The 21406-nt window shown below is 74.4% G+C and carries 18 protein-coding genes; 7 read left to right on the top strand and 11 right to left on the bottom strand.

Annotated elements, in window-relative coordinates; all coding sequences use genetic code 11:
• The first annotated feature begins 173 nt into the window (after window positions 1-173).
• Together ACL02R_RS06570 and ACL02R_RS06565 are read left to right on the top strand one after the other, a co-directional pair.
• Window positions 174-2849 (top strand): cellulose binding domain-containing protein, encoded by a 2676-nt coding sequence (locus ACL02R_RS06570; protein ID WP_412795899.1) that lies wholly within the window; start codon window positions 174-176, stop codon window positions 2847-2849.
• Window positions 2850-2958: 109 nt separating this feature from the next.
• Window positions 2959-3831: a 3-hydroxybutyryl-CoA dehydrogenase gene (locus ACL02R_RS06565; protein WP_412795898.1), complete on the top strand. Its 873-nt coding sequence runs from the start codon at window positions 2959-2961 to the stop codon at window positions 3829-3831.
• Between the two features lie 275 nt (window positions 3832-4106).
• On the opposite strand, the gene ACL02R_RS06560 is transcribed toward ACL02R_RS06565, so the two are convergent.
• On the bottom strand, window positions 4107-5120 hold the full coding sequence (locus tag ACL02R_RS06560; RefSeq protein ID WP_412795958.1) for a Ku protein: 1014 nt from the start codon (window positions 5118-5120) through the stop codon (window positions 4107-4109).
• 30 nt (window positions 5121-5150) lie between these two features.
• On the opposite strand from ACL02R_RS06560, the gene ligD reads away from it, so the two are divergent.
• From ligD to ACL02R_RS06540, 4 genes are all read left to right on the top strand, one after another.
• Window positions 5151-6041, top strand: a complete 891-nt coding sequence (gene ligD, locus ACL02R_RS06555) for a non-homologous end-joining DNA ligase (protein ID WP_412795897.1) — start codon at window positions 5151-5153, stop codon at window positions 6039-6041.
• A gap of 658 nt (window positions 6042-6699) precedes the next feature.
• Window positions 6700-7338: a TetR/AcrR family transcriptional regulator gene (locus ACL02R_RS06550; protein WP_412795896.1), complete on the top strand. Its 639-nt coding sequence runs from the start codon at window positions 6700-6702 to the stop codon at window positions 7336-7338.
• A gap of 12 nt (window positions 7339-7350) precedes the next feature.
• A complete protein-coding gene (locus ACL02R_RS06545; protein WP_412795895.1) occupies window positions 7351-9552 on the top strand; it encodes an MMPL family transporter in 2202 nt (733 codons plus the stop codon).
• A gap of 44 nt (window positions 9553-9596) precedes the next feature.
• Complete coding sequence (locus ACL02R_RS06540; RefSeq protein ID WP_412795894.1) at window positions 9597-10370, top strand: DUF4097 family beta strand repeat-containing protein; 774 nt, start codon at window positions 9597-9599, stop codon at window positions 10368-10370.
• 19 nt (window positions 10371-10389) lie between these two features.
• On the opposite strand, the gene ACL02R_RS06535 is transcribed toward ACL02R_RS06540, so the two are convergent.
• The 8 genes from ACL02R_RS06535 to infC form a co-directional block, all read right to left on the bottom strand.
• On the bottom strand, window positions 10390-11235 hold the full coding sequence (locus ACL02R_RS06535; protein WP_412795893.1) for an SDR family NAD(P)-dependent oxidoreductase: 846 nt from the start codon (window positions 11233-11235) through the stop codon (window positions 10390-10392).
• 354 nt (window positions 11236-11589) lie between these two features.
• Window positions 11590-14112, bottom strand: coding sequence for a phenylalanine--tRNA ligase subunit beta (pheT, locus tag ACL02R_RS06530; protein WP_412795892.1), 2523 nt, complete (start codon window positions 14110-14112; stop codon window positions 11590-11592).
• Window positions 14112-15242: a phenylalanine--tRNA ligase subunit alpha gene (gene pheS / locus ACL02R_RS06525; RefSeq protein ID WP_412795891.1), complete on the bottom strand. Its 1131-nt coding sequence runs from the start codon at window positions 15240-15242 to the stop codon at window positions 14112-14114. The genes pheT and pheS overlap by 1 nt, the downstream gene beginning before the upstream one ends.
• A gap of 125 nt (window positions 15243-15367) precedes the next feature.
• On the bottom strand, window positions 15368-16453 hold the full coding sequence (locus ACL02R_RS06520) for an ATP-binding protein (protein ID WP_412795890.1): 1086 nt from the start codon (window positions 16451-16453) through the stop codon (window positions 15368-15370).
• 137 nt (window positions 16454-16590) lie between these two features.
• A complete protein-coding gene (locus ACL02R_RS06515; RefSeq protein ID WP_412795957.1) occupies window positions 16591-17460 on the bottom strand; it encodes a TrmH family RNA methyltransferase in 870 nt (289 codons plus the stop codon).
• A 210-nt stretch (window positions 17461-17670) separates the two neighbouring features.
• On the bottom strand, window positions 17671-18057 hold the full coding sequence (gene rplT / locus ACL02R_RS06510) for a 50S ribosomal protein L20 (RefSeq protein WP_052850732.1): 387 nt from the start codon (window positions 18055-18057) through the stop codon (window positions 17671-17673).
• 111 nt (window positions 18058-18168) lie between these two features.
• Window positions 18169-18363 carry a 50S ribosomal protein L35 gene (gene rpmI, locus ACL02R_RS06505; RefSeq protein ID WP_362968042.1) on the bottom strand — a complete coding sequence of 65 codons (195 nt, stop codon included), beginning with the start codon at window positions 18361-18363 and terminating at the stop codon, window positions 18169-18171.
• Window positions 18364-18448: 85 nt separating this feature from the next.
• A complete protein-coding gene (infC, locus tag ACL02R_RS06500; protein WP_412795889.1) occupies window positions 18449-19105 on the bottom strand; it encodes a translation initiation factor IF-3 in 657 nt (218 codons plus the stop codon).
• A 329-nt stretch (window positions 19106-19434) separates the two neighbouring features.
• Here infC and ACL02R_RS06495 point away from each other — a divergent pair, with 329 nt between their 5' ends.
• Window positions 19435-19815 (top strand): DUF1844 domain-containing protein, encoded by a 381-nt coding sequence (locus ACL02R_RS06495; RefSeq protein ID WP_412795888.1) that lies wholly within the window; start codon window positions 19435-19437, stop codon window positions 19813-19815.
• Here the strand turns inward: ACL02R_RS06495 and ACL02R_RS06490 are convergent.
• The gene (locus tag ACL02R_RS06490) at window positions 19793-20539 is read right to left on the bottom strand and encodes an MIP/aquaporin family protein (RefSeq protein ID WP_412795887.1); all 747 of its coding nucleotides are present in this window, start codon (window positions 20537-20539) and stop codon (window positions 19793-19795) included. The two genes, ACL02R_RS06495 and ACL02R_RS06490, sit on opposite strands and share 23 nt — an antisense overlap.
• 112 nt (window positions 20540-20651) lie before the next feature.
• A complete protein-coding gene (locus ACL02R_RS06485) occupies window positions 20652-21395 on the bottom strand; it encodes an SseB family protein (RefSeq protein ID WP_412795886.1) in 744 nt (247 codons plus the stop codon).
• Between the last annotated feature and the right edge of the window lie 11 nt (window positions 21396-21406).

Genomic DNA, 21406 nt, shown 5'->3' with positions numbered 1-21406 from the left:
CGTGACCGACCCGCCGTCGTCATACCCCGGTGACACACCCCTTATGGGAACGACATTCGACGGCTAGCATCGTCGCCACACGCGAATGGGAGCGCTCCCACAACCCTGCCCCACCCTCCATCCACACGCCACGGCCGCCGCAGGGCGGCCACGCCCGGAGAGGAGCACCAACCGTGCGCACAGGGAGACCGGCCGCGGCACTCATCGCCGCCGCGGCACTCACCGGCGGCCTGCTCACCGCGGGTACCGCCCCGGCCCAGGCCGGGCCGCGGGCCGCCGGACGGGCCGCCCCCGCCCAGGCCGCCGCCGACTACACCTGGGACAACGTCCAGATACGCGGCGGCGGTTTCGTGCCGGGCGTCGTCTTCAACCGGTCGGAACCCGACCTCGTCTACGCGCGGACCGACATCGGCGGCGCCTACCGCTGGGACGAGCCCGGCCAGGAGTGGATCCCGCTCCTCGACCACGTCGGCTGGGACGACTGGGGCCACACCGGCGTCGCCTCCGTCGCCACCGACCCGGTGGACCCCGACCGCGTCTACGCGGCCGTCGGCAGCTACACCAACGACTGGGACCCCGGCAACGGCGCGATCCTCAGGTCCGCCGACCGCGGCGAGACCTGGCGGACCACAGAGCTGCCGTTCAAGCTCGGCGGCAACATGCCGGGCCGCGGCATGGGCGAGCGCCTCGTCGTGGACCCGAACGACAACGACGTCCTCTACCTCGGCGCCCCCAGCGGCGAGGGCCTGTGGCGCAGCACGGACGCGGGCGTCACCTGGGCGGAGGTCGCCTCGTTCCCCAACCCCGGTGACTACGCGCCCGATCCGGCGGACGCGTCCGGGTACGAGAGCGCCCTCGTCGGCGTGGCCTGGGTGACGTTCGACCCCGCGTCGGGCACGGCGGGCAGCCCGACGCCGACGCTCTACGCGGGCGTCGCCGACCTCCAGGAGAGCATCTACCGCTCCACCGACGCGGGCGCGACCTGGGAGGCGGTCCCCGGCCAGCCCACCGGCTTCCTGCCGCACAAGGGCGTCCTGGACGAGGCGACGGGCGACCTGTACGTGGCGACGAGCGACGACGCGGGCCCGTACGGCGGCGCGGACGGCGAGGTCTGGCGCCTCGACACCGCGACCGGCGCGTGGACCGACATCTCCCCCGTCCCCGCGGGCGGCGACCGGTACTTCGGCTTCAGCGGCCTGAGCGTGGACCGCGGCGCGCCCGGCACGCTGATGGTCAGCGCGTACAGCTCGTGGTGGCCCGACACGCAGTTCTTCCGCTCGCGCGACGGCGGCGACACGTGGACGCGCGCGTGGGAGTTCACGAGCTACCCGGACCGCGGCAAGCGCTACGAGATCGACATCTCCGAGGTCCCCTGGCTCGACATGGGCGCGCAGCCGCAGCCGCCCGAGGAGGCGCCGAAGCTCGGCTGGATGACGGAGGGCCTGGAGATCGACCCGTTCGACTCCGACCGGATGCTGTACGGCACGGGCGCGACGCTCTTCGGGACGACGGACCTGACGGCCTGGGACCGCGACGAGACGCTGACGATCCGCCCGGTGGTGGACGGCCTGGAGGAGACGGCCGTCCTCGACCTGGCGAGCCCGCCGAGCGGCGCGGAGGTGCTGAGCGGCCTCGGGGACATCGGGGGCTTCCGGCACACGGACGTCGAGGAGGTGCCGGCGCGGGCGTTCCCGTCGTTCGGGACCACGACGAGCCTGGACTTCGCGGAGCTGAGCCCGGACGCGGTGGTGCGCGTCGGCGACCACGTCGGCGAGGGCACGGCGCCGACCGTCGCGTTCTCGACGGACGGCGGCGCGAACTGGTTCCAGGGCACGGCCCCGGCCGGGGCGCACGGCGGGACGGTCGCGGCGGCCGCGGACGCGAGCCGTTTCGTGTGGAGCCCGGAGGGCGCCGGGGTGCACTACTCGGTGGGCTACGGGACGTCGTGGACCGCCTCGCGCGGCATCCCGGCGGGCGCGCGCGTGGAGGCGGACCGGGTGGACCCGGACGTCTTCTACGGCTGGGCGGACGGCACGTTCTGGGTGAGCACGGACGGCGGCGCGTCGTTCACGGCGTCCCCGGCGGCGCTGCCGGACGAGGGCGGCTACTTCGCGACGGTGCCCGGGAGGCAGGGCCACGTGTGGCTGGCCGGCGCGGAGGGCGGGCTGTGGCGTTCGACGGACGCGGGCGCGACGTTCACGGAGGTGCCCGGCATCGACGCCGACACGATCGGCTTCGGCCGGGCGGCGGACGGCGCGGCGTACCAGACGCTGTACAGCAGCGGCGTGGCCGGCGGCGTGCGCGGCGTCTACCGGTCGACGGACGCCGGGGCGACCTGGCTGCGGATCAACGACGACGAGCACCAGTGGGCCTGGACCGGCGCGGCGATCACGGGTGACCCGAAGGTCTTCGGCCGGGTGTACCTGAGCACGAACGGCCGGGGTGTCGTCTACGGCGACAGCGGGGACGGCGGCGGCGGTCCCGAGGAGCCGGGCGGCCCGGGTGAGCCGGGTGAGCCGGGTGAGCCGGGTGGCTGCTCGGTCGCGTACCGGGTCACGGGGCAGTGGTCGGGCGGCTTCCAGGGCGAGGTCAGGCTGACGAACACCGGTGCAGACCCGCTCACCGGCTGGGCGCTGGCCTGGGACTTCCCGGCGGGCCAGCGCGTCAGCCAGCTGTGGAACGGGGCGTTCACCCAGTCGGGGACGACCGTGACGGTCTCCCCGGCCGCCTGGAACGCGACGCTGCCGCCGGGCGGTTCGGCGACCGTCGGCTTCCTCGGCAGCTGGTCGGGCGACAACCAGGCGCCCGCCTCGTTCACGGTGGACGGCGCCCCCTGCGCCACGTCCTGACACCCGGCGGCGGACGGGCCCGGCGACGCCCCGGGTCCGCCCGCCGTCGCGGCGGGGGTACGGTCGTCCTGCACATGACCGAGGGGACGACCAGCGAAGGGGCACGCGAGTGGACGGCCTGGGGAACGGCATCGGACGCGTCGGCGTCGTCGGCTGCGGCCAGATGGGCGCGGGCATCGCGGAGGTGTGCGCGCGGGCGGGTCTCGACGTCCGCGTGGCGGAGACGACCGGCGAGGCGCTGGAACTGGGCCGCACGCGCCTGGTCAACTCGCTGGACCGCGCCGTCGAGCGCGGCAAGGTGACGGCGGCGGAGCGTGACGCGGCGCTGGAGCGGCTGTCGTTCACGACGGATCTGGGCGAGTTCGCCGACCGCGATCTGGTGATCGAGGCGGTGGTGGAGAACGAGCAGGTCAAGACGGAGATCTTCCACCTGCTCGACCAGGTGGTGACCCGTCCTGACGCCATCCTCGCGTCGAACACGTCGGCGATCCCGCTGGTCAACCTGGCGGTGGCGACGAGCCGTCCCGCACAGGTGCTCGGCATCCACTTCTTCAACCCGGCGCAGGTGCAGCGGCTGGTCGAGCTGGTGCCCGCGCTCACGACGGCCGAGGAGACGGTGGCGCGGGCCGAGCGGCTCGTGACGGAGGTGCTGGGCAAGCACGCGATCCGCGCCCAGGACCGGTCGGGGTTCGTGGTGAACGGGCTGCTGGTGCCGTACCTGCTGTCGGCGATCCGGATGTTCGAGTCGGGCGCGGCGGGCCGCGACGACATCGACCGCGGGATGGAGCTGGGCTGCGCGCACCCGCAGGGGCCGCTGAAGCTGGCGGACCTGATCGGTCTCGACACGGTCGCCTCCATCGCCGAGTCGATGTACCAGGAGCACAAGGAGCCGTTGTACGCGCCTCCGCCGCTGCTGCTGCGGATGGTCGCCGCGGGCCACCTGGGCCGGAAGTCGGGCGCGGGGTTCTACGCGTACGCCTGAGGCGGCCGGGGCGGTCGGCGGCCTGCCGGGCCTGGTGGGGGGCGCTGCGTCCGCCCGGCAGGACGAGCGTCGTGACGTCGATAGGGCGTAGGCCCCCGCCGGTGCGGAGCGTCGCCGGGGGAAGGGCGTCCTCCGGGACGATGCCGTGCTGACCGGTACCTCGCGAGCGCCGCAGCGGGGCTGCTCGCCACGGCGAACGGCCCCGGGTCGTGCGTCCTGGGCGGCCGGTCCCGGCCCGCCGCCCGGACCAGCCGTTCACAGCCGGGCGGGCCGGGTCAGGAGGCCCGTTTGCGGGTGGCGGTCTTCTTCTGCGCCGTCTTCTTCTCCGCGCTCCTCGCCGGGGCCGCCTTCTTGCCCGTGCTCTTCTTCGCCGCGCCCTTCCCGCCCGCCGTCTTCCTGGCGGCCGCCTTCTTCGCCGGGGCGCGCTTGCGGGCGGGCTTCTCCCCCGCCCCGCCCTCGCCCTTGATGGGGTGCACGGTCGCGTCCCCGCCCTCGGCGCCCTCCTCCTCGCCGCGCCCGGCGCGCGCCTTGCGGACGCTGTCCTCCAGCGCCGCCATGAGGTCCACGACCTTGCCGCCCCCGCCCTCGGCCTCCTTGGCCTGCTCGGGCTCGACCCCGGCGAGCTTGGCGTCGGCGAGCGTCTCGACGGCCTCGCGGTACTCGTCGTGCAGGTCGGCCATGTCGACTTCGCCGAGGGTGTCCATCAGTGTGTCGGCGAGGTCCAGCTCGGCGTCGCGGACGGTGACCCGTTCGGTGGGCGCGAGGCCGGACGCGGAGCGGATCTCGTCGGGCCACAGGAGCGTGTGCATGCCGAGGACGTCCTCGTCGAGCGCCCTGACCAGGGCGAGCGTCTCCCGCCCGCGCATCGCCAGCTTGGCGATGGCCCCCTTGTCCGCGCGGCGCAGCGCCTCGCGCAGGAGCACGTAAGGCTTGGCCGCGCCCGTGTCGGCCGTCAGGTAGTACGACTTGTCGAGCTGGTAGGGGTCGATGGTGCTGACGGGGACGAAGCCGAGGATCTCCACCGTCCGCGCACTGGGCAGGGGCAGCAGGGCCAGGTCGTCGTCCGTGAGCTGGACGAGCGAGCCGTCCGCCGTGACGAACCCCTTGCCGATCTCGTCGCCCGAGACCTCCTCGCCGTCGAGTTCGCACACCTTGCGGTACCGGATGCGGCCCTCGTCGGCGGTGTGGATCTGGCGGAACGAGACGGAGTGGTTCTCGGTGGCGCTGACGACCTTGACGGGGATGGTGACCAGCCCGAAGGAAATCGAACCCTTCCATATGGTGCGCAACATTCGCCCCTTTCGTGCCAGTCTCAGGGTATGCCTGTCGTCACGGTCGAGGGTCGCCGTCTGCCGCTGTCCCACCTGGACAAGGTGCTCTACCCGGACGGCACCACCAAGGGCGAGGTGCTGCACCACTACGCCTCGCACGGCGCCGTCCTCCTCCCCCACCTCAGGGACCGGCCGCTGAGCCTCCTGCGCTATCCGGACGGCCCGGAGGGGCAGCGTTTCTTCACCAAGAACGTCCCGCCCGGCACCCCCGACTGGGTGAACACCACGGACGTCCCCCGTTCCGGCGGCGGCACGCTGCGGCAGGTGATGGTGCAGGACCTGCCCAGCCTGGTGTGGGTGGCGAACATGGTCGCCGAGCTGCACACGCCCCAGTGGCGCGCGTCCACGCCCGGTGTCGCGGACCGCCTGGTCTTCGACCTGGACCCGGGCGCCCCCGCGACCGTCGTGGACTGCTGCCGCGTCGCGCTGTGGCTGCGGGAACGGCTCGCGGCGGACGGCCTGGCCGCGTACCCGAAGACATCGGGGTCGAAGGGCCTGCACCTGCTGTGCCCGCTGCGGCCCGCGCCGTCGGAGCGCGCCTCGGCGTACGCGAAGACCGTAGCCGTCGAGGCCACGGCGGGACTGCCCGGCCTGGCCATCGCCGTCATGGCCAGGCAGGAGCGGCCGGGGAGGGTCTTCATCGACCACAGCCAGAACGCGGCGCGGAAGACGACCGCCGCCCCCTACACGCTCAGGGCGCGCGCGGCGGCGACCGTGTCCGCGCCCGTGACCTGGGAGGAGGTCGCGGAGTGCGCGGACCCGGCAGACCTCGACATCCGCCTGCCCGACCTGCCGGGCAGGCTGGCGGCGTACGGCGACCTGATGCGCCCGCTCACCACCCGCCGCACCGCGCGCCCCCTCCCCGAGCCGGGCACCTAGAGGCCGTGTCGTGCGGATCGTGCCTGGCACGCGCCGCCGGCCACCGCACCTCGCCGCGTCACCGCACTCGCCCGGGTACGCCCGGCACGCGTGGCGATCCGGTGCCTCGCGACGCACGGCGTCCGACGACGCGGACCGATCCGCCACGATCCGAACGACACGATCCAGGCGCGGGGACCCCGCGGGGAGCCAGTCGCATCACGGGCCGGGCGGTGTGGTCGTTCGCGATCGGGACGGCCTTTGCAGGTCCCGTCAACTGACCCGACGACCCGGCACAGCCGGCTTGGGAAGCCGCGCTCCGGGCCGCCCGTTCCGACCCTCGCGGCGCGGACGCGGCAGGCGGATGCCCGGTCGGCCCGCCGGCCTCCGAAGGCGCGGCCGAGGCGGTGCCGGCCGTCCGGCCGGAGCGGAGCGTTCGACCGTCTCGCGCAAGCGCTCACACCCCACCGTGGCTCGGCACCGGTGAGTTTCGGATGAGCCACCTTGGCCGGCCGGCCGCGGAGCGAGTCGTGGCGAGTCCTTCGGCCGATCGCCGGTCGTCACCTGCACACCGGTGTGCTCACGGGGCCGCGGCCGGTGACGACTGACGGACGGGGCCGTCACACCATCTCGATACCCACGGGTACTGGATACCCATGGGTATGCTACGTTGGGCGGCATGACTGACACGGAGCGCCAGCCGCCCGAGCCGACTCCACGCACCCCACGCGAGGAGGTGCGGCGCCGGCTGCTGACGGCGGCCGCGCGGGTCTTCGCCGAGCGCGGTTACGCCGACAGCCGGCTGGAGGACATCGCCCGCGCCGCCGGCTTCACCAAGGGCGCCGTCTACTCGAACTTCGGCAGCAAGCAGGCCCTCTTCGGTGCCCTCCTCGGCGAGCGCGCCGATACCGAACTCGCCGCCGTGACGGCCGAGATCCGCAACGCCGGCGACCCGGCGGCGGCCGCTGCCAGGGCCGCCCGGCTGGTCGCGCAGCGGGTCGTCGGCGACACCGGACGGGGGCAGCTCGGGCTTGAGTTCGCCGCCCGCGCCGCCCGCGACGAAGAGACCCGGGCCGTGGTCACGCCGCTCCGGCGCGCGCAGCGCGCGGCAGCGGGTCAGGTGTTCGCCGAGGTCGTCGAGGGCGGCGGCACGCCGACCGCGGTCAGGCCCGAGCTGGCCGGGCTGATCCTGCACTGCCTGACCAACGGACTGGTGATGGAGCACGGCGCCGATCCCGAGGCGATCGGCACGGATGTCGTCGAAGAAGCCCTCTCCACCGTCATCGCCGGGCTACTGGCCCTGCCCCCGAACGACTGAACAGGACCCCAGATGGCCACCGTGCTCTACTCGCTCGGCCGGGCAGCGTTCCGCCGCCGCGGGCGTTTCCTCGCCGCATGGCTGCTGCTGACAGCCCTGGCCGGCGGCGCCTTCGCGGCGTACGGCTCACATCTCGACAGCGAGGCCACCATCCCCGGCTCCCAGGCGCAGGAGGGCATCGACGTACTGGAGGACGCCCTGCCCTCGGCCACCGGGGTGACCGCGCAGATCGTCTTCGTCGCCCCCGAGGGCTCGACCGTCGACGATCCGCCCGTACGTGCCGTCATCGAGCGCACGGTACGCGGCGCCGCGACGGCACCGCAGGCCGAGGACGCGGTCGACCCGTTCCAGGCGGGGACCGTCTCGTCCGACCGGCGTACCGCACTCGCCCAGGTGCTCTACCCGGTCAAGCGCGACGCCCTGCACGACGACAGCGTCGCCGCGCTGGAGAACCTCGCCGACGCGGCGCGGTCGGGCGGCCTCCAGGTCGAAGTCGGCGGCACCGTCTACAGCACCGCCGGAGTGCCCGTGACGGCCACGGAGGTGCTCGGCGTCACGGTCGCCGTCGTCGTCCTCGTCCTCACCTTCGGGTCGATCCTGGCCGCCGGGCTGACGCTGCTGACCGCGCTCGCCGGACTCGTCGTCGGGCTGCTCGGCCTGATGCTGGTGTCCAACGTCGCCACCGTGTCGTCCACCGCACCGAGCCTCGCCCTGATGGTCGGCCTCGCGGTCGGCATCGACTACGCGCTGTTCATCCTCTCCCGCCACCGCACCCAGCTCGCTGCCGGGATGGACCCCGAGGAGTCCGCGGGCCGGGCCACGGCCACGGCGGGAAGCGCCGTGGTCTTCGCCGGCCTGACGGTGATCATCGCGCTGGCCGGGCTGAGCGTGGTCGGCATCCCGTTCCTGACCGTCATGGGACTGGCCGCCGCGGCGGCCGTGGTGATGGCCGTGGCGGCGGCGGTCACGCTGCTGCCGGCCCTGCTCGGCTTCGCCGGAGAACGCCTCCGGCCCAAGGCGGGCACGCGGGCCGGGCGGCGGGAGCGTGCCGTGGCGGCCGGGCGCCGCAACGGCGGCGACCGGTGGGCGCGGCTGGTCACCCGCCGCCCGCTCGCCACCGTGCTGACCGTCGTCCTGGGCCTCGGCGTGGTCGCCGTCCCTGCATCCCGACTCACCCTGGCCATGCCGGACAACGGCACCGCGGCTCCCGACTCGACCCAGCGCAAAGCCTACGACCACATAGCCGACGCGTTCGGCCCCGGCCACAACGGCAGGCTGCTCGTGCTCGTCCAGAGCGCGGACGGCGACCCGCAGCAGGCGGCCACCGAGGTGGCCGGCGGGCTGCGCCTGCCCGGCGTCGTGTCCGTCAGCCCGCCCCAGCCCGGCACGGACGGCCGCACGGCGATCCTGACCGTCGTCCCGGAGGACGGACCGCGGGACGAGCGCACCGAGCAGCTGGTCCGCGACATCCGCGCCGTCACCCCCGGACTCGCCGCGGCGACCGGTGCACGCGTCCTGGTCACCGGCTCGACCGCCGCGGCGATCGATGTGTCCGACCGGCTCAGCTCCTCGCTGCTGCCGTTCGCCGCCGTCGTCGTCTCACTCGCGCTGATCCTCCTGCTGCTGGTCTTCCGCTCGATCGTCGTACCGGTCAAGGCCGCCGCCGGGTTCCTGCTCTCCGTCGGCGCGGCGTTCGGCGCCGTCGTCGCCGTCTTCCAGTGGGGCTGGCTCGCCGGCCCGCTCGGCGTGCCGACCACCGGGCCCGTGTTCAGCTTCATGCCGATCGTCCTGCTCGCGGTCCTGTTCGGCCTGGCGATGGACTACGAGGTCTTCCTCGTCTCACGCATGCGCGAGGACTTCGTCCACACCGCCCGGCCCCGCCAGGCCGTGGTCGCCGGCTCGCGGCACGCCGCGCGGGTCGTCACCGCCGCGGCCCTCATCATGTTCTCCGTCTTCGCGGGCTTCATGACCACCGAGGACCTCACCCTCAAACCGATCGCCTTCGGCCTCGCGGCCGGCATCGCCGTCGACGCCTTCCTCGTCCGGATGACCCTGGTACCGGCCGTTCTCGCGCTGCTGGGCACACGCGCCTGGTGGCTGCCCCGCCGGCTCGACCGGCTCCTGCCCGACCTCGACGTCGAGGGCGCCCGGCTCACACCGGCCCGGCCGGACCGCGCCTTGGCCGCACACGAGCTGGAAGAACTCCACCGGTGACGCCACCGCCCCCGGCACCCCACTCCTGGAAAGACCGCATCACCATGCCGAGAAGCACTCCCCGTACCTCGCTCACGGCCAAAGCCGCCCTCGTGGCGGTCCCCCTGCTGGCACTGGCCTTCCTGACAGGGTGCGCGCCCTCCGCGGACGACGCCGAACCCGAGCAGCGGAGCTTCGAGCCCGCCGGCGACCGGCTCACCATCTCCAAGAGCAACGGCGACCTCGACATACGCCCCGCCGACACCGCGCAGATCGAGGTGACCCGCCGCTTCTCCGGCCGGTCCCTGATCGGCACCGGGCCCGAGGCGACCTGGGAGTTCGAGGACGACACCCTCACCCTGGCCACCGACTGCGGTCTCCTCGGCCAGTGCGACGTCCGGTACGAGGTGCTCGTGCCCCGGAACCTGGCCCTTGCCGTCGAGGGCGACAACGGGAAGATCACCGCCACCGGCTTCGACTCGGCGCTGGAGATCCGCACCGACAACGGCGCGATCAGCGTCGAGGACGCCGCCGGCGGGCTCACCCTGAGCACCGAGAACGGAGAGCTGCGCGCCACCGGCCTCACCTCCGGCCGCGTCGACGCCCGTTCGGAGAGCGGGCGCGTCCAGCTCTCCTTCATCACCGCCCCCGAGCGGGTGGAAACCGCGACGGACAACGGCGCCGTGAGCATCGAGGTGCCGGACGACACCACCTACAAGGTCACCACCACGACAGACAGCGGCGACATACGCACCGACGTACCGGAGGACCCGCACAGCCCTCGCACCATCACAGCGAGCACCGACAACGGGGCGATCACCCTGCACACCACCGGATAGGCGCGCACGTCCGTCACCGTCACCGGCACCGGCCCTCGACGAGCTGCGGCGCGCCGGTCAGGCGGAGGCTCCGTTCCCACAGCAGTGCGCGCGCCGCCGGGTCGTACGCCTGCTCGTCCGCCCGCGCCTCCTCGGTGCGGTCGAAGAACCGGCCGGTCACGCCCGCGACTTCGTCGCCGACGACGAGGCGGCGGGTGGCGGCCACGCCCGTCCCGACGGTGTCCACGCTGCGGCCGATCCAGTCGCGGACGAGCTTGGTCGGCATGTAGGTGCCGGGGTGCAGGCTGGTGAACGTCACCTCGTCGGCGGGGACGCGTTCCGCCAGGTGGAAGGCCGTCATGACCTGGGCGAGCTTGCTCTGCCGGTAGGCGCGCGCGCCCTCGTAGCCGCGGGTCAGCATCAGGTCGTCGAAGTCGATCGCCTGCTGCCCGAGGGAGGCGACGAACACGACCCGCGCGGGGGCCGAGGCGCGCAGCAGCGGGAGGAGTTCGAGGGTGAGGAGGAAACCGGCGAGGTGGTTGACGGCGAAGCGCAGTTCGTGGCCGTCCGCGCTGGTGCGGCGGGTGACGCCGTCGGGCTCGCCGCCGCCGATGCCCGCGTTGTTCACCAGGACGTCGAGCCGGTCCGCCGTGTCCCGTACCTCGGCGGCCATGCGGCGCACCTGGGCGAGGTCACCGAGGTCGGCCAGCACCGTACGGGGGGCAGGCGCGCCGAGGCCGGCGACCTCCGCCGCGAGCCGGTCGAGCCTGGCCCGGTCCCGTCCGTGGAGGATCAGCGCCTCGCCGCCGGCCGCGAGGTCGAGCGCCAGGGCCCGGCCGAGGCCGTCGGTGGCCCCGGTGACGAGGATGGTGCGGGACTCGGTCATGGACGAACCCTCCGGTACGCGCGGTGAACGGTCACGTGTGGCCCGTGCGGCGGGGCCACGGGGGCCACTCTAATTCGAGACGCGGCGTCCCGGTACAGGGCCGCCACGAGACGCCGGCGGCTGGCGCTCCGTTCCCCCGGAGGGCCGGACGCCCCGATCCCATGCGGCACTCGCCTCGGGTCCGCGCTTCTCGCGCCTCTTCCCGAGGACGTACGTGTCGGTGACGGCCCTCACAGGTCCGCGCCCGGGTGACGGTTCCCCGGTCACCCGCTCAGCGCCCAGGCGGGCATGAAGCCGCCGCCCCGCCGGGAACTGGGCCCGGCGGGGCGGCGGAAGGGGCGTACGGCGGCGGGGTCAGGCGCGCAGGCCCGCCCCCGTCCGCTCGGCCGCGGCCGCGACGGCGGCCTCGCGCGCGGCGGTCAGCTCGTCCGCCGTGAGCGTGCGGTCGGGGGCGCGGAAACGCAGCGCGTACGCCAGGGACTTGCGGCCCTCGCCCAGCTGCTCGCCGGTGAAGACGTCGAACAGGCGCAGCGATTCCAGCAGCCCGCCCGCGCCCGCCCGCAGCGCCGCCTCGACCTCGGCGGCCGGCACGGCGGCGTCCACGACCAGCGCGACGTCCTGCGTGGCCACCGGGAACGACGAGATCCGCGGCGCCTCCACGACCCCGGCCCCGGCCCGTTCGAGCAGGTCGAGGTCGGCCTCCATCGCGCAGGTGCGGGCCGGGAGGCCGAGGGCCTTCACGACGCGCGGGTGCAGCTCGCCCGCGTGGCCGACGACCGTGCGCTCGCCGTCCAGGACCACCGAGAGCACGGCGCAGCGGCCGGGGTGCCAGGGGGCGTACCGCGCGTTCTCCACGCGCAGGTCGGCGCCCGCGGCGCGGGCGACCGTACGGGCGGCCTCGACCGCGTCGGACCAGCCGGCCGGGCGTCCGCCGCCCCACCAGCCCTGCTGCTCGCGCACCCCGGCGAGGACGGCGGCGACATGCCGCGGCTGCCGGGGCAGCGCGGCGTTCAGCGCGGCGATCTCCTCGTCCGTCGGCCGGGCGGTCACGGCCGGGCGGAACGCGGCGGGCTCGTCGCCGGTCGCCAGGAAGACCAGGCCGGTCTCGAAGAGGGCGAGGTCCTGCGCGCCGCGCCCGTGGTTGCGGCGCAGGGCCTCCAGGAGGCCGGGCAGCAGCGTGGTGCGCAGGCCGCCCTCGGTGTCGTCCAGCGGGTTGACGAGGCGGACGGTGCGGCGGCGCGGGTCGTCGGCGGGCAGGCCGAGCGCGTCGTACTGCGCGGGGCCGGTGAACGGGTAGTTCGGCGCCTCGACGAACCCGGCGCCCGCGAGGGCCCGGCCGGTCCTGCGGTGGAGCCGCTGCCGCTCCGTCAGGCCGCGCCCGGCCGGGGGCCTCGGCAGCCGCGACGGGAGGGACGCGTAGCCCTCCAGCCTGATGACCTCCTCGGCGAGGTCGTTGGGGTCGGTGAGGTCGGGCCGCCAGCTGGGCGGGGTGACGGTCAGCACGTCGCCGCCGGTGACCGAGCAGCCGACCTGCTGGAGGCGGCGGACGACGGTCTCCCGCCCGTAGGCGACCCCGGCCACCCGGTCGGGGTGGCCGGCGGGGATGGTGACGGGCTCGGCGGGGACCGCGCCGCCGATCTCCGTGACGCCCGGGTGCGCCGTGCCGCCGCCGAGGAGCACCAGCAGGTCCACCGCGCGCTGGGCGGCGGCGGGCGCGGCCTCGGGGTCCACGCCGCGCTCGAAGCGGCGGGACGCCTCGCTGGCCAGCTTGTGGCGGCGGGCCGAGCCCGCGATGGGGACCTGGGCGAAGTGCGCGGCCTCCAGGACGATCTCCGTGGTGCCCTCGGGCGCGCCGACCAGCGGCTGCTCGGTGGTGTCGGCGATCTCCGTGTCGGCGCCGCCCATGACGCCGGCGAGGGCGACCGGGCCGGTGTCGTCGGTGATGACGAGGTCCTCGGGGTCGAGGACGCGCTTGACGTCGTCGAGCGTCGTCAGCCGCTCGCCCGCCGTGGCGCGCCGGACGCCGACGGGCCCGGAGAGGCGGGCGTGGTCGTAGGCGTGGAGGGGCTGCCCGATCTCCAGCATCACGTAGTTGGTGATGTCCACGGCCAGGGAGATGGGGCGCATCCCGGCCTTCTGGAGGCGGCGGGTGAGCCACACCGGGGACACCGCGTCGGGGCGCAGGCCGGTGACGCGGCGGACGACGAGGCGGTCGCACGCCTCCTGGTCCTCGACGCGCGCCGGGTAGCCGTCGGCGTTGGGCGCGGGGACGTCGAGCAGCGCCGGGTCGCGCAGCGGCAGGCCGTACGCGGTGGCCGCCTCGCGGGCGAGGCCGCGCATCGACAGGCAGTAGCCGCGGTCGGGGGTGACGGCGATGTCGAGGACCTCGTCCACCAGTTCCAGCAGGGCGATGGCGTCGGTGCCGGGCTCGTGTCCCGGCGGGAGGACGACGATGCCGTCGTGGTCGTCGCCGAGGCCCAGTTCGCGGGCGGAGCAGATCATGCCCTCGGAGACCTTGCCGTAGGTCTTGCGGGCGGAGATCTCGAAGCCGCCGGGCAGGACGCCGCCGGGGAGGATGACGACGACGTGGTCGCCGGGGCGGAAGTTGGTGGCGCCGCAGACGATGTTCTGGGGCTCGCCCGTGCCGTTGGCGGCGCCGACGTCGACCTGGCACCAGCGGATCGGCTTCTTGAAGCCGGTGAGTTCCTCGATCGCCAGGACGCGGCCGACGACGAGCGGTCCCGTGATGTCGTCGCCGAGCCGCTCGACCGTCTCGACCTCAAGGCCGGCCGCGATGAGCCGGGTGGCGACGTCGCGGCCCGACGTCCCCTCCGGCAGGTCCACGTACTCGCGCAGCCAGGAGAGCGGGGCGCGCATCAGATCTCCATCCCGAACGGCCGGGTGAACCGGACGTCACCCTCGATCATGTCTCGCATGTCCACGATGTTGTGCCGGAACATCAGCATCCGCTCCAGGCCGAAGCCGGCCGCGAAACCGCTGTACTTCTCCGGGTCGATGCCGCAGGCGATCAGGACGCGCGGGTTCATCACGCCGCAGCCGCCCAGTTCGATCCAGCCCTCGCTGGAACAGGTGCGGCAGGGCCGGTCCGGGTTGCCCACGGACGCGCCGCGGCAGCGGAAGCACACCATGTCCATCTCGGCGGACGGCTCGGTGAAGGGGAAGTAGTTCGGGCGCAGCCGTGTGTGCATGCCGGGGCCGAAGAGCGACTGCACCATGTGGTCGAGCGTGCCCTTGAGGTCCGACATGGTCAGGCCCTCGTCGATGGCGATCAGCTCGACCTGGTTGAACACGGGGGTGTGCGTGGCGTCCAGCTCGTCGGTGCGGTAGACGCGGCCGGGGCAGACCACGTACAGCGGCGGCTCGCGCGTCAGCATGGAGCGGATCTGCACCGGCGAGGTGTGCGTGCGCAGGACGAGTCCCGAGCCGTCGGCGGGGGTGTCCTCGCGGTCGCCGGCGACGAAGAACGTGTCGTGCGTCGTCCTGGCCGGGTGGTCGGGGCCGATGTTGAGGGCGTCGAAGTTGAACCAGTCGGCCTCGACCTCGGGGCCCTCCGCGACCTCGTACCCCATGGCGACGAAGATGTCCTCGACGCGCTCCGACAGCGTGGTGAGCGGGTGCCTCGCCCCGGCGGGCACGCGGTCCCAGGGGAGGGTGACGTCCACCGCCTCCTCCACGAGCACGCGCTCGTCGCGCTCCTGCTCCAGCTGCTCCTGGCGGGCGGCGAGCGCCTTGGAGACCGCGCCCCTGGCCTGGCCGACGCGCTTGCCCGCGTCCGCCTTCGCGTGCGGCGGCAGGGCGCCGATCTCGCGGTTGGCGAGGGCGAGCGGCGAGCGGTCGCCCGCGTGGGCGGTCCTGACCTCGCGCAGGGCGTCGAGGCTGCCGGCCGCGGTGATCGCGGCCAGCGCCTCGTCCCGGGCGGCGTCGATCCGTTCCGGCTTGAGCGCCTCGACCTCGACTGGGTCGTACGACTTGTTGGGTGCCGACATCTCTTCCCGTGCTTCCGATTGGCTTGACGCCCCGCTGCGCGCCCCGGGGTGCCCGGGGACCGAGTCTAAGCGGGCGCGTGGCGACTTCCGAACGCGGCGTCGGCCCGCGGGACCGGGGCGCTGCCTCAGGAGAAGAACGGCGGGGTGCCCGCGGGCAGCACGAAGCGGAAACGCGCGCCGCCGCCGTCGGAGCGGCCGGCGGTGACGGTGCCGCCGTGGGCCTCGACGATGCCCTTGACGATGTACAGGCCGAGGCCGGTGCCGGCCCGGTCGCCGCCGCGCCAGAAGCGCGTGAAGACGCGGTGCGCGGCGTCCTCGGGGATGCCGGGGCCCTCGTCGCTCACGGTGACCGCCGTCCCCTCCTGGCCGCGCCGGGTCTCGGCGGGGGGCGCCGGGCGCATCTCGACGGTGACGGTCCCGGCGCCGTGGCGCACCGCGTTCTCCAGCAGGTTGCCGAGGACCTGGTCGATCTTGTCGGGGTCGGCCCACAGGCCGGGGAGCCGTCCCGCCACGCGCAGGTCGAAGCGGTCCGGGGGGCAGCCGCCGTTGACGAGGGTGGCGACGTGGCGGCGGACGGCCTCGTCGAGGCGCACGGGCTGGCGGCGCAGTTCCAGGCGGCCGGACTCGATGCGGGAGACGTCGAGCAGTTCCGTGATGAGGCGGGTGACGCGGTCGGCGTCGCCGTCGACGGTCTGGAGCATCAGGCGCTTCTGCTCGTCGGTGAAGCGTTCCCACTTGTCGAGCATGGTCGCGGTGAAGCCTTTGACCGAGGTGAGGGGGGAGCGCAGTTCGTGGGCGACGGTGGCGATCAGCTCGGCGTTGTTGCGCTCCGAGCGCTTGCGGGCGTCGGTGCCCCTGAGCGTGACGACGAGGCGGCACAGGGGTCCTGAGGGGCGGGTGCGGACGTAGCGCGCGGCGACGAGGACCTCGCGGCCGTCGGGGAGGACGAGGTTGCGCTCGGGCTGTCCTGAGCGGGTGGCGAGGCCGTGGTACGGGTCGGTGAGCCGCCACCAGCGGCGGCCCTCCGGGTCCTCCAGCGGGAGGGCCTGCTCGATGGGCGCGCCGAGCGCGGCGGCGGCCCGGCGGCCGGTGAGGCGTGCGGCCTCGGCGTTGAAGCAGGTGACCATGCCGTCACTGTCCGCGACGACCAGTCCGTCGGGAAGATCATCGGGCCGGAGGTCCGACTCCCCGGCGCCGGCAGCGGAATGCATCCCCGTGAGCCCCTCTCCCAGTGCCGGTCAGCCTACTAGTGCCGGGCGGGGAGGGCCTCCCCCCGTACGCCGCCGGTCATGCGGGAACGGGCAGGCCGCGCCCTGACGCCGGTCCCCCGCGCGCCGTCAGGGCGGGGTCAGCCGGGAACCGCGGACCCGCCCGGCGCCCGGCAGCCGCCGGGCGCCCGCTGGGCGCGGGCGGAGGCGTAGAGGCAGACGGCCGCCGCCGTCGCGAGGTTCAGGCTTTCGGCGCGGCCGTGCAGCGGTACGCGGACGACCGCGTCGGCCAGTGCCCTGGTCTCCTCGGGCAGGCCCCACGCCTCGTTGCCGAAGATCCAGGCGGTCGGGACGCCCATGGCCCCGGCGTCCAGCTCGGCGTCGAGGTCGCGGTCGCCGCCCCCGTCGCCCGCCAGGACCCGCACCCCGGCGCCCGCCAGGCCGCGCACGGCTGCCCCGACGGGCACGCCGACGGCGACCGGCAGGTGGAAGAGGCTGCCGACGGACGCGCGGACGGCCTTGGGGTTGTAGACGTCGACCGAGGCGTCGGTGAACACGACGGCGTCGGCGCCGGCCGCGTCGGCGCAGCGCAGCACGGTGCCCGCGTTCCCCGGGTCGCGGACGTGCGCGAGGACGGCGACGAGCCGCGGGCGCGCGGCGAGGACCTCGTCCAGCGGCCGGTCGAGGAAGCGGCAGACGCCGACGAGCCCCTGCGGCGTGACGGTCCCCGAGATTCCGGCGATCACCTCGTCACCCGCCAGGTGGACGGGCACGCCGCCCGCGCGGACGGCGGCGAGGAGGTCGGCGTGCCGCTCGGCGGCGTCGGGGGTGGCGAAGAGTTCGAGGAGCGTCGGCAGCCCGTCCGCGCGGTGGCCGACCGCCTCCCGGACCGCCTGGGGCCCCTCGGCGAGGAAACGCCGCTCCTTGCCGCGGAAGCTGCGCCTGGTCAGCCGCCTGGCGGCGGTGACGCGGGGAGAGCGGGGGGAGATCAGCTCGGCGGCTGGGCCCATGGGCACGCGCTCACCTCTCGTGGAACGGTCGGGCGGCTCGTCGGCTGCGCGGTGACGGGGGGCGGGGGCGGGGGTGGGGAGGACGGCCGGGCGGCCGCGGGGCCGGGGCCGCGGCCGCGGCCGACAGCACGGAACCCGCAGGCCGCCTGGCCTGCGGGTCCGGTGGAGCGGGGCGGAGCGGCGACGACGCGCGGGGCGCGGTCGGTCGGCTCAGGCGGCGGCCCGGGGGGCGTTCACGTCGCTGGGGAGGGCCTTCTGGGCCGTCTCCACGAGGACCGCGAACGCGTTCGGGTCGTTGACCGCCAGCTCGGCGAGCATCTTGCGGTCCACCTCGATCTCGGCGGCCTTCAGGCCCTGGATGAAGCGGTTGTAGGTGATGCCGTTGGCGCGGGCGGCCGCGTTGATCCGCTGGATCCACAGCTGGCGGAAGTCGCCCTTGCGCTTCTTGCGGTCGTTGTAGTTGTAGACGAGGGAGTGGGTGACCTGCTCCTTCGCCTTGCGGTAGAGGCGCGAACGCTGACCGCGGTAGCCGCTGGCCTGTTCGAGGACCGCCCGGCGCTTCTTGTGGGCGTTGACCGCCCTCTTGACGCGTGCCACGTGTGTACTCCTTGCAGCGGGGCCGCGGAACGTGCGCGCGGCCCGGAAACGGATGGGTCCCGGTCGGTGTCGGGCGCGCGGCGGGCGGTGGCCCCGCCGGTCGCGCCCGTCTCACATGCCGAGAAGCTTCTTGATCCTCTTGGCGTCGGCCGGAGCCGTCTCCGTGGTGCCGGCGAGGCGGCGGGTCAGCGTGGAGGGCTTGTGCTCCAGGTAGTGACGGCGACCGGCGCGCTGGCGCATCACCTTGCCGGAACCAGTGACCTTGAAGCGCTTACTGGCACCGCTGTGCGTCTTGTTCTTCGGCATGTCGCCGTTCTCTCCTCGTCCTGTTACCTGCGCCGCCGTACCCGCGGGTCGTCCCCGCGGCGGCGGCGTACGCGCCGGCCCGTCGTCAGGCCGACGCCTTGCCCTGCTGCTGCTCGCGGTCGGCAGCCGCCTGCTCGCGCTCGGCGGCCTGGCGCTCCGCCTTGCGGGCGGCCTGGGCCTCGCGCGCCTCGGCCATGGCCTCGGTCTTCTTCTTGTGCGGGCCGAGAACCATGATCATGTTCCGGCCGTCCTGCTTGGGGTTGGACTCCACGAAGCCCAGATCCTGCACGTCCTCGGCAAGCCGCTGAAGCAGCCGGAAGCCCAGCTCGGGGCGGGACTGCTCACGACCGCGGAACATGATCGTGATCTTGACCTTGTCCCCCTGCTTCAGGAACCGGACGACATGACCCTTCTTGGTGTCGTAGTCGTGCGGATCGATCTTCGGCCGGAGCTTCATCTCCTTGATGACCGTGTGCGCCTGGTTCTTGCGCGCCTCACGGGCCTTCATGGCCGACTCGTACTTGAACTTTCCGTAGTCCATGAGCTTGCACACCGGCGGGCGGGCTGTCGCCGCCACCTCGACCAGGTCCAGGTCGTACTCCTGGGCAAGCTCCAGGGCCTTGGCAAGCGGCACGATGCCGACCTGCTCGCCACTGGGACCGACGAGTCGCACCTCGGGGACGCGAATCCGGTCGTTGATGCGGGGCTCGGCGCTGATGGGGCCTCCTCGGTTGCGCCGCACGGATGTCTGGCGGACAGCCGTGCCGGATCGTTCGTGTGGGCCGCCGCCGGAGCCGCCGCCGCGCCCCGGAGGGCTACGGTGGCACAAAAGAGAAACGCCCCGGACGGCACACAGGCGGGGCTCCACAGACCGGGAGCACCACCGCGTGAACGCGGGGCGCGACCTGACCGTTGACCTACCGACCCGGGGGGCCGGTGAGGTGGGAGCGCGGAGCCTCCACTTGCGGGCCGGGCACACATGTGTCCGGCCGGTCCCTTCCAGACTACACCACCGGACAAGGACCCGCCGCCGGGACGGACCCCGCCCACCACCCGTCTAGGCTGGTGGGCATGAGTGACGCCGCCCCCTCCGCCGCCCCGCAGGACGCCCCCGACACCTCCGGAGCCGAGGCGTTCACCCGCGACATCGCGGACGTGCCCGCCGTCGAGGTGATCACGACCCTCTCGGTGCACCTGATGAGCGCGGCGGCCGTGCAGCTCGGCCTGGCCGAGGACGGCGAGGAGCACAAGGACCTGGACGAGGCGCGGAAGCTGATCACGGCGCTGGCCGGCCTCGTGACGGCCGCGGCGCCCGAGGTCGGCTCGTACCACGCCGCGCCCCTGCGGGACGGGCTGAAGTCGCTCCAGCTGGCCTTCAAGGAGGCGTTGTCGGTGCCGGACGAGCCGGGGCAGGGGCCCGGCGAGAAGTTCACCGGTCCCGTGATCGGCTAGTCCGCAGCCACGACCAGTCGGCGCGCCACTCCTCGTCCTGCGCGTGCACGATCCGGTGCACGACGACGGCGACCGCCGCGCCGACCAGCGGGGCGAGGATGAACAGCCACACCTGCGACATCGCCGAGCCGAGCGCGAAGAGGGCGGGCAGCAGGCTGCGCGCCGGGTTCACGCCCGCGCCGGTGAGCGGAATGCCGACGAGGTTGACGACCGCCAGCGTGAGGCCGAGCGGGATGCCGCCGAAGCCGCGCACGGTCACGCCGGGCGTGACCGACAGGTAGACGAAGACCAGCAGGAACGTCAGCAGCGCCTCGATCACGAACGCGCCGCCCAGCGAGAGGCCCACCGCCGAGCGGTCGTCGAAGCCGTTGCTGCCGAAGGCCCCGTGCGTGCTCAGGCCGGGCACCTGTTTGGCCACCAGGAACAGCAGCGCCGCGCCGATGGCGGCACCGGCGAACTGCGCGATCCAGTACCCCACGGCCGTACGGGTGTCCATCCGCCCGGCCAGGAGCATGCCGAGCGTGACGGCGGGGTTGATGTGCGCGCCCGACAGCGGTCCGAACATGTAGACGACCGCGAGCAGGGTGAAGCCGAAGGCCAGGGCGATCCCCAGGCTGCCGATGAACTCGCCCGCCAGGACCGCGGAGCCGACGCCGAACAAGACGAGGAACATGCTTCCGACCAGCTCGGCCGCGAGCGGCTGCGCTTCGGTCTCCGTGGACATGGCGCCCTCCTGCTGCCGACAGTTGGTTTCTGTCGCAGTCTGCGGCGCCGCCGCGCCGCCCGCACTCCGGCGCGGCCGTGCGGGTGACCCGGCGCGCCGGGCCGCGCGCCCCTCAGTCCCTGCGGTACGTCGGCTCGCCGGGGAAGGCGGAGCCCGGCGGGAGGACGGCGAGCTGGAGCCCGCGGACCAGGTGGGCGCGCAGCACGGGGTCCCCGGCGAGCGCGCGGGCGAGGCGGCCGGCGGCCGCCGAGGCGTCCGCGCCGGGGTCGAGGGCGACGGCGAGGGTCCCGTCCGCCGCACCGCCGGGGACGAGCCGCGCGGCCCGTACGGCGGGCTCGGCGCGCAGGACGGCGGCGACCGCCTCGGTGACGGCCCCGGTGGCTGCGGGTGCCGCCGCGCCGCCCGCCGTGGCGGTGAGGACGGTCCGCAGGGCGGGCCCCGACAGCTCGTACGCGACGGGCCCGGCGACGTCGACGGCGAGCGCCCCCGCGTTCTCCTGCACGGCGGCGCGCAGGGCCTGCCCGGTCGTGACCGCGACCGGCCGGGCGTCGGGGCGCCAGGCGGCGAGGGCGGCGGTGGCGGTGAAGACGGGCAGGGCGCGCCGGCCGTCGGGGAGGGCGAGCGTGAGCACGGCCATGTCGCTGTGCTTCTCGCGGCGGAGCCCGTCAGGACCCTCCTCGGCCTCGCCGAGCACGGCGACGACCGGCACGAGCAGACGGGCGCCCGCCAGTGCGGTGAGCAGCGCGGGCTCGGCCGACGGATCGCGCGACCAGGCGTCGAGCGCGGCGCGCAGGGCGGGCTCGGCGGAGCCGTCGTCACCGGCGAAGGCGGGCTGGGGGATGTTCTTGAGGGCCACGCGGCGAGCGT

Origin of the sequence: Streptomyces sp. MS19 (assembly GCF_047200595.1) — a bacterium.
GTDB lineage: Bacteria > Actinomycetota > Actinomycetes > Streptomycetales > Streptomycetaceae > Streptomyces.
The sequence above is the reverse complement of the archived record's forward strand: the minus strand, read 5'-3'. Positions and strand labels throughout refer to the sequence as shown.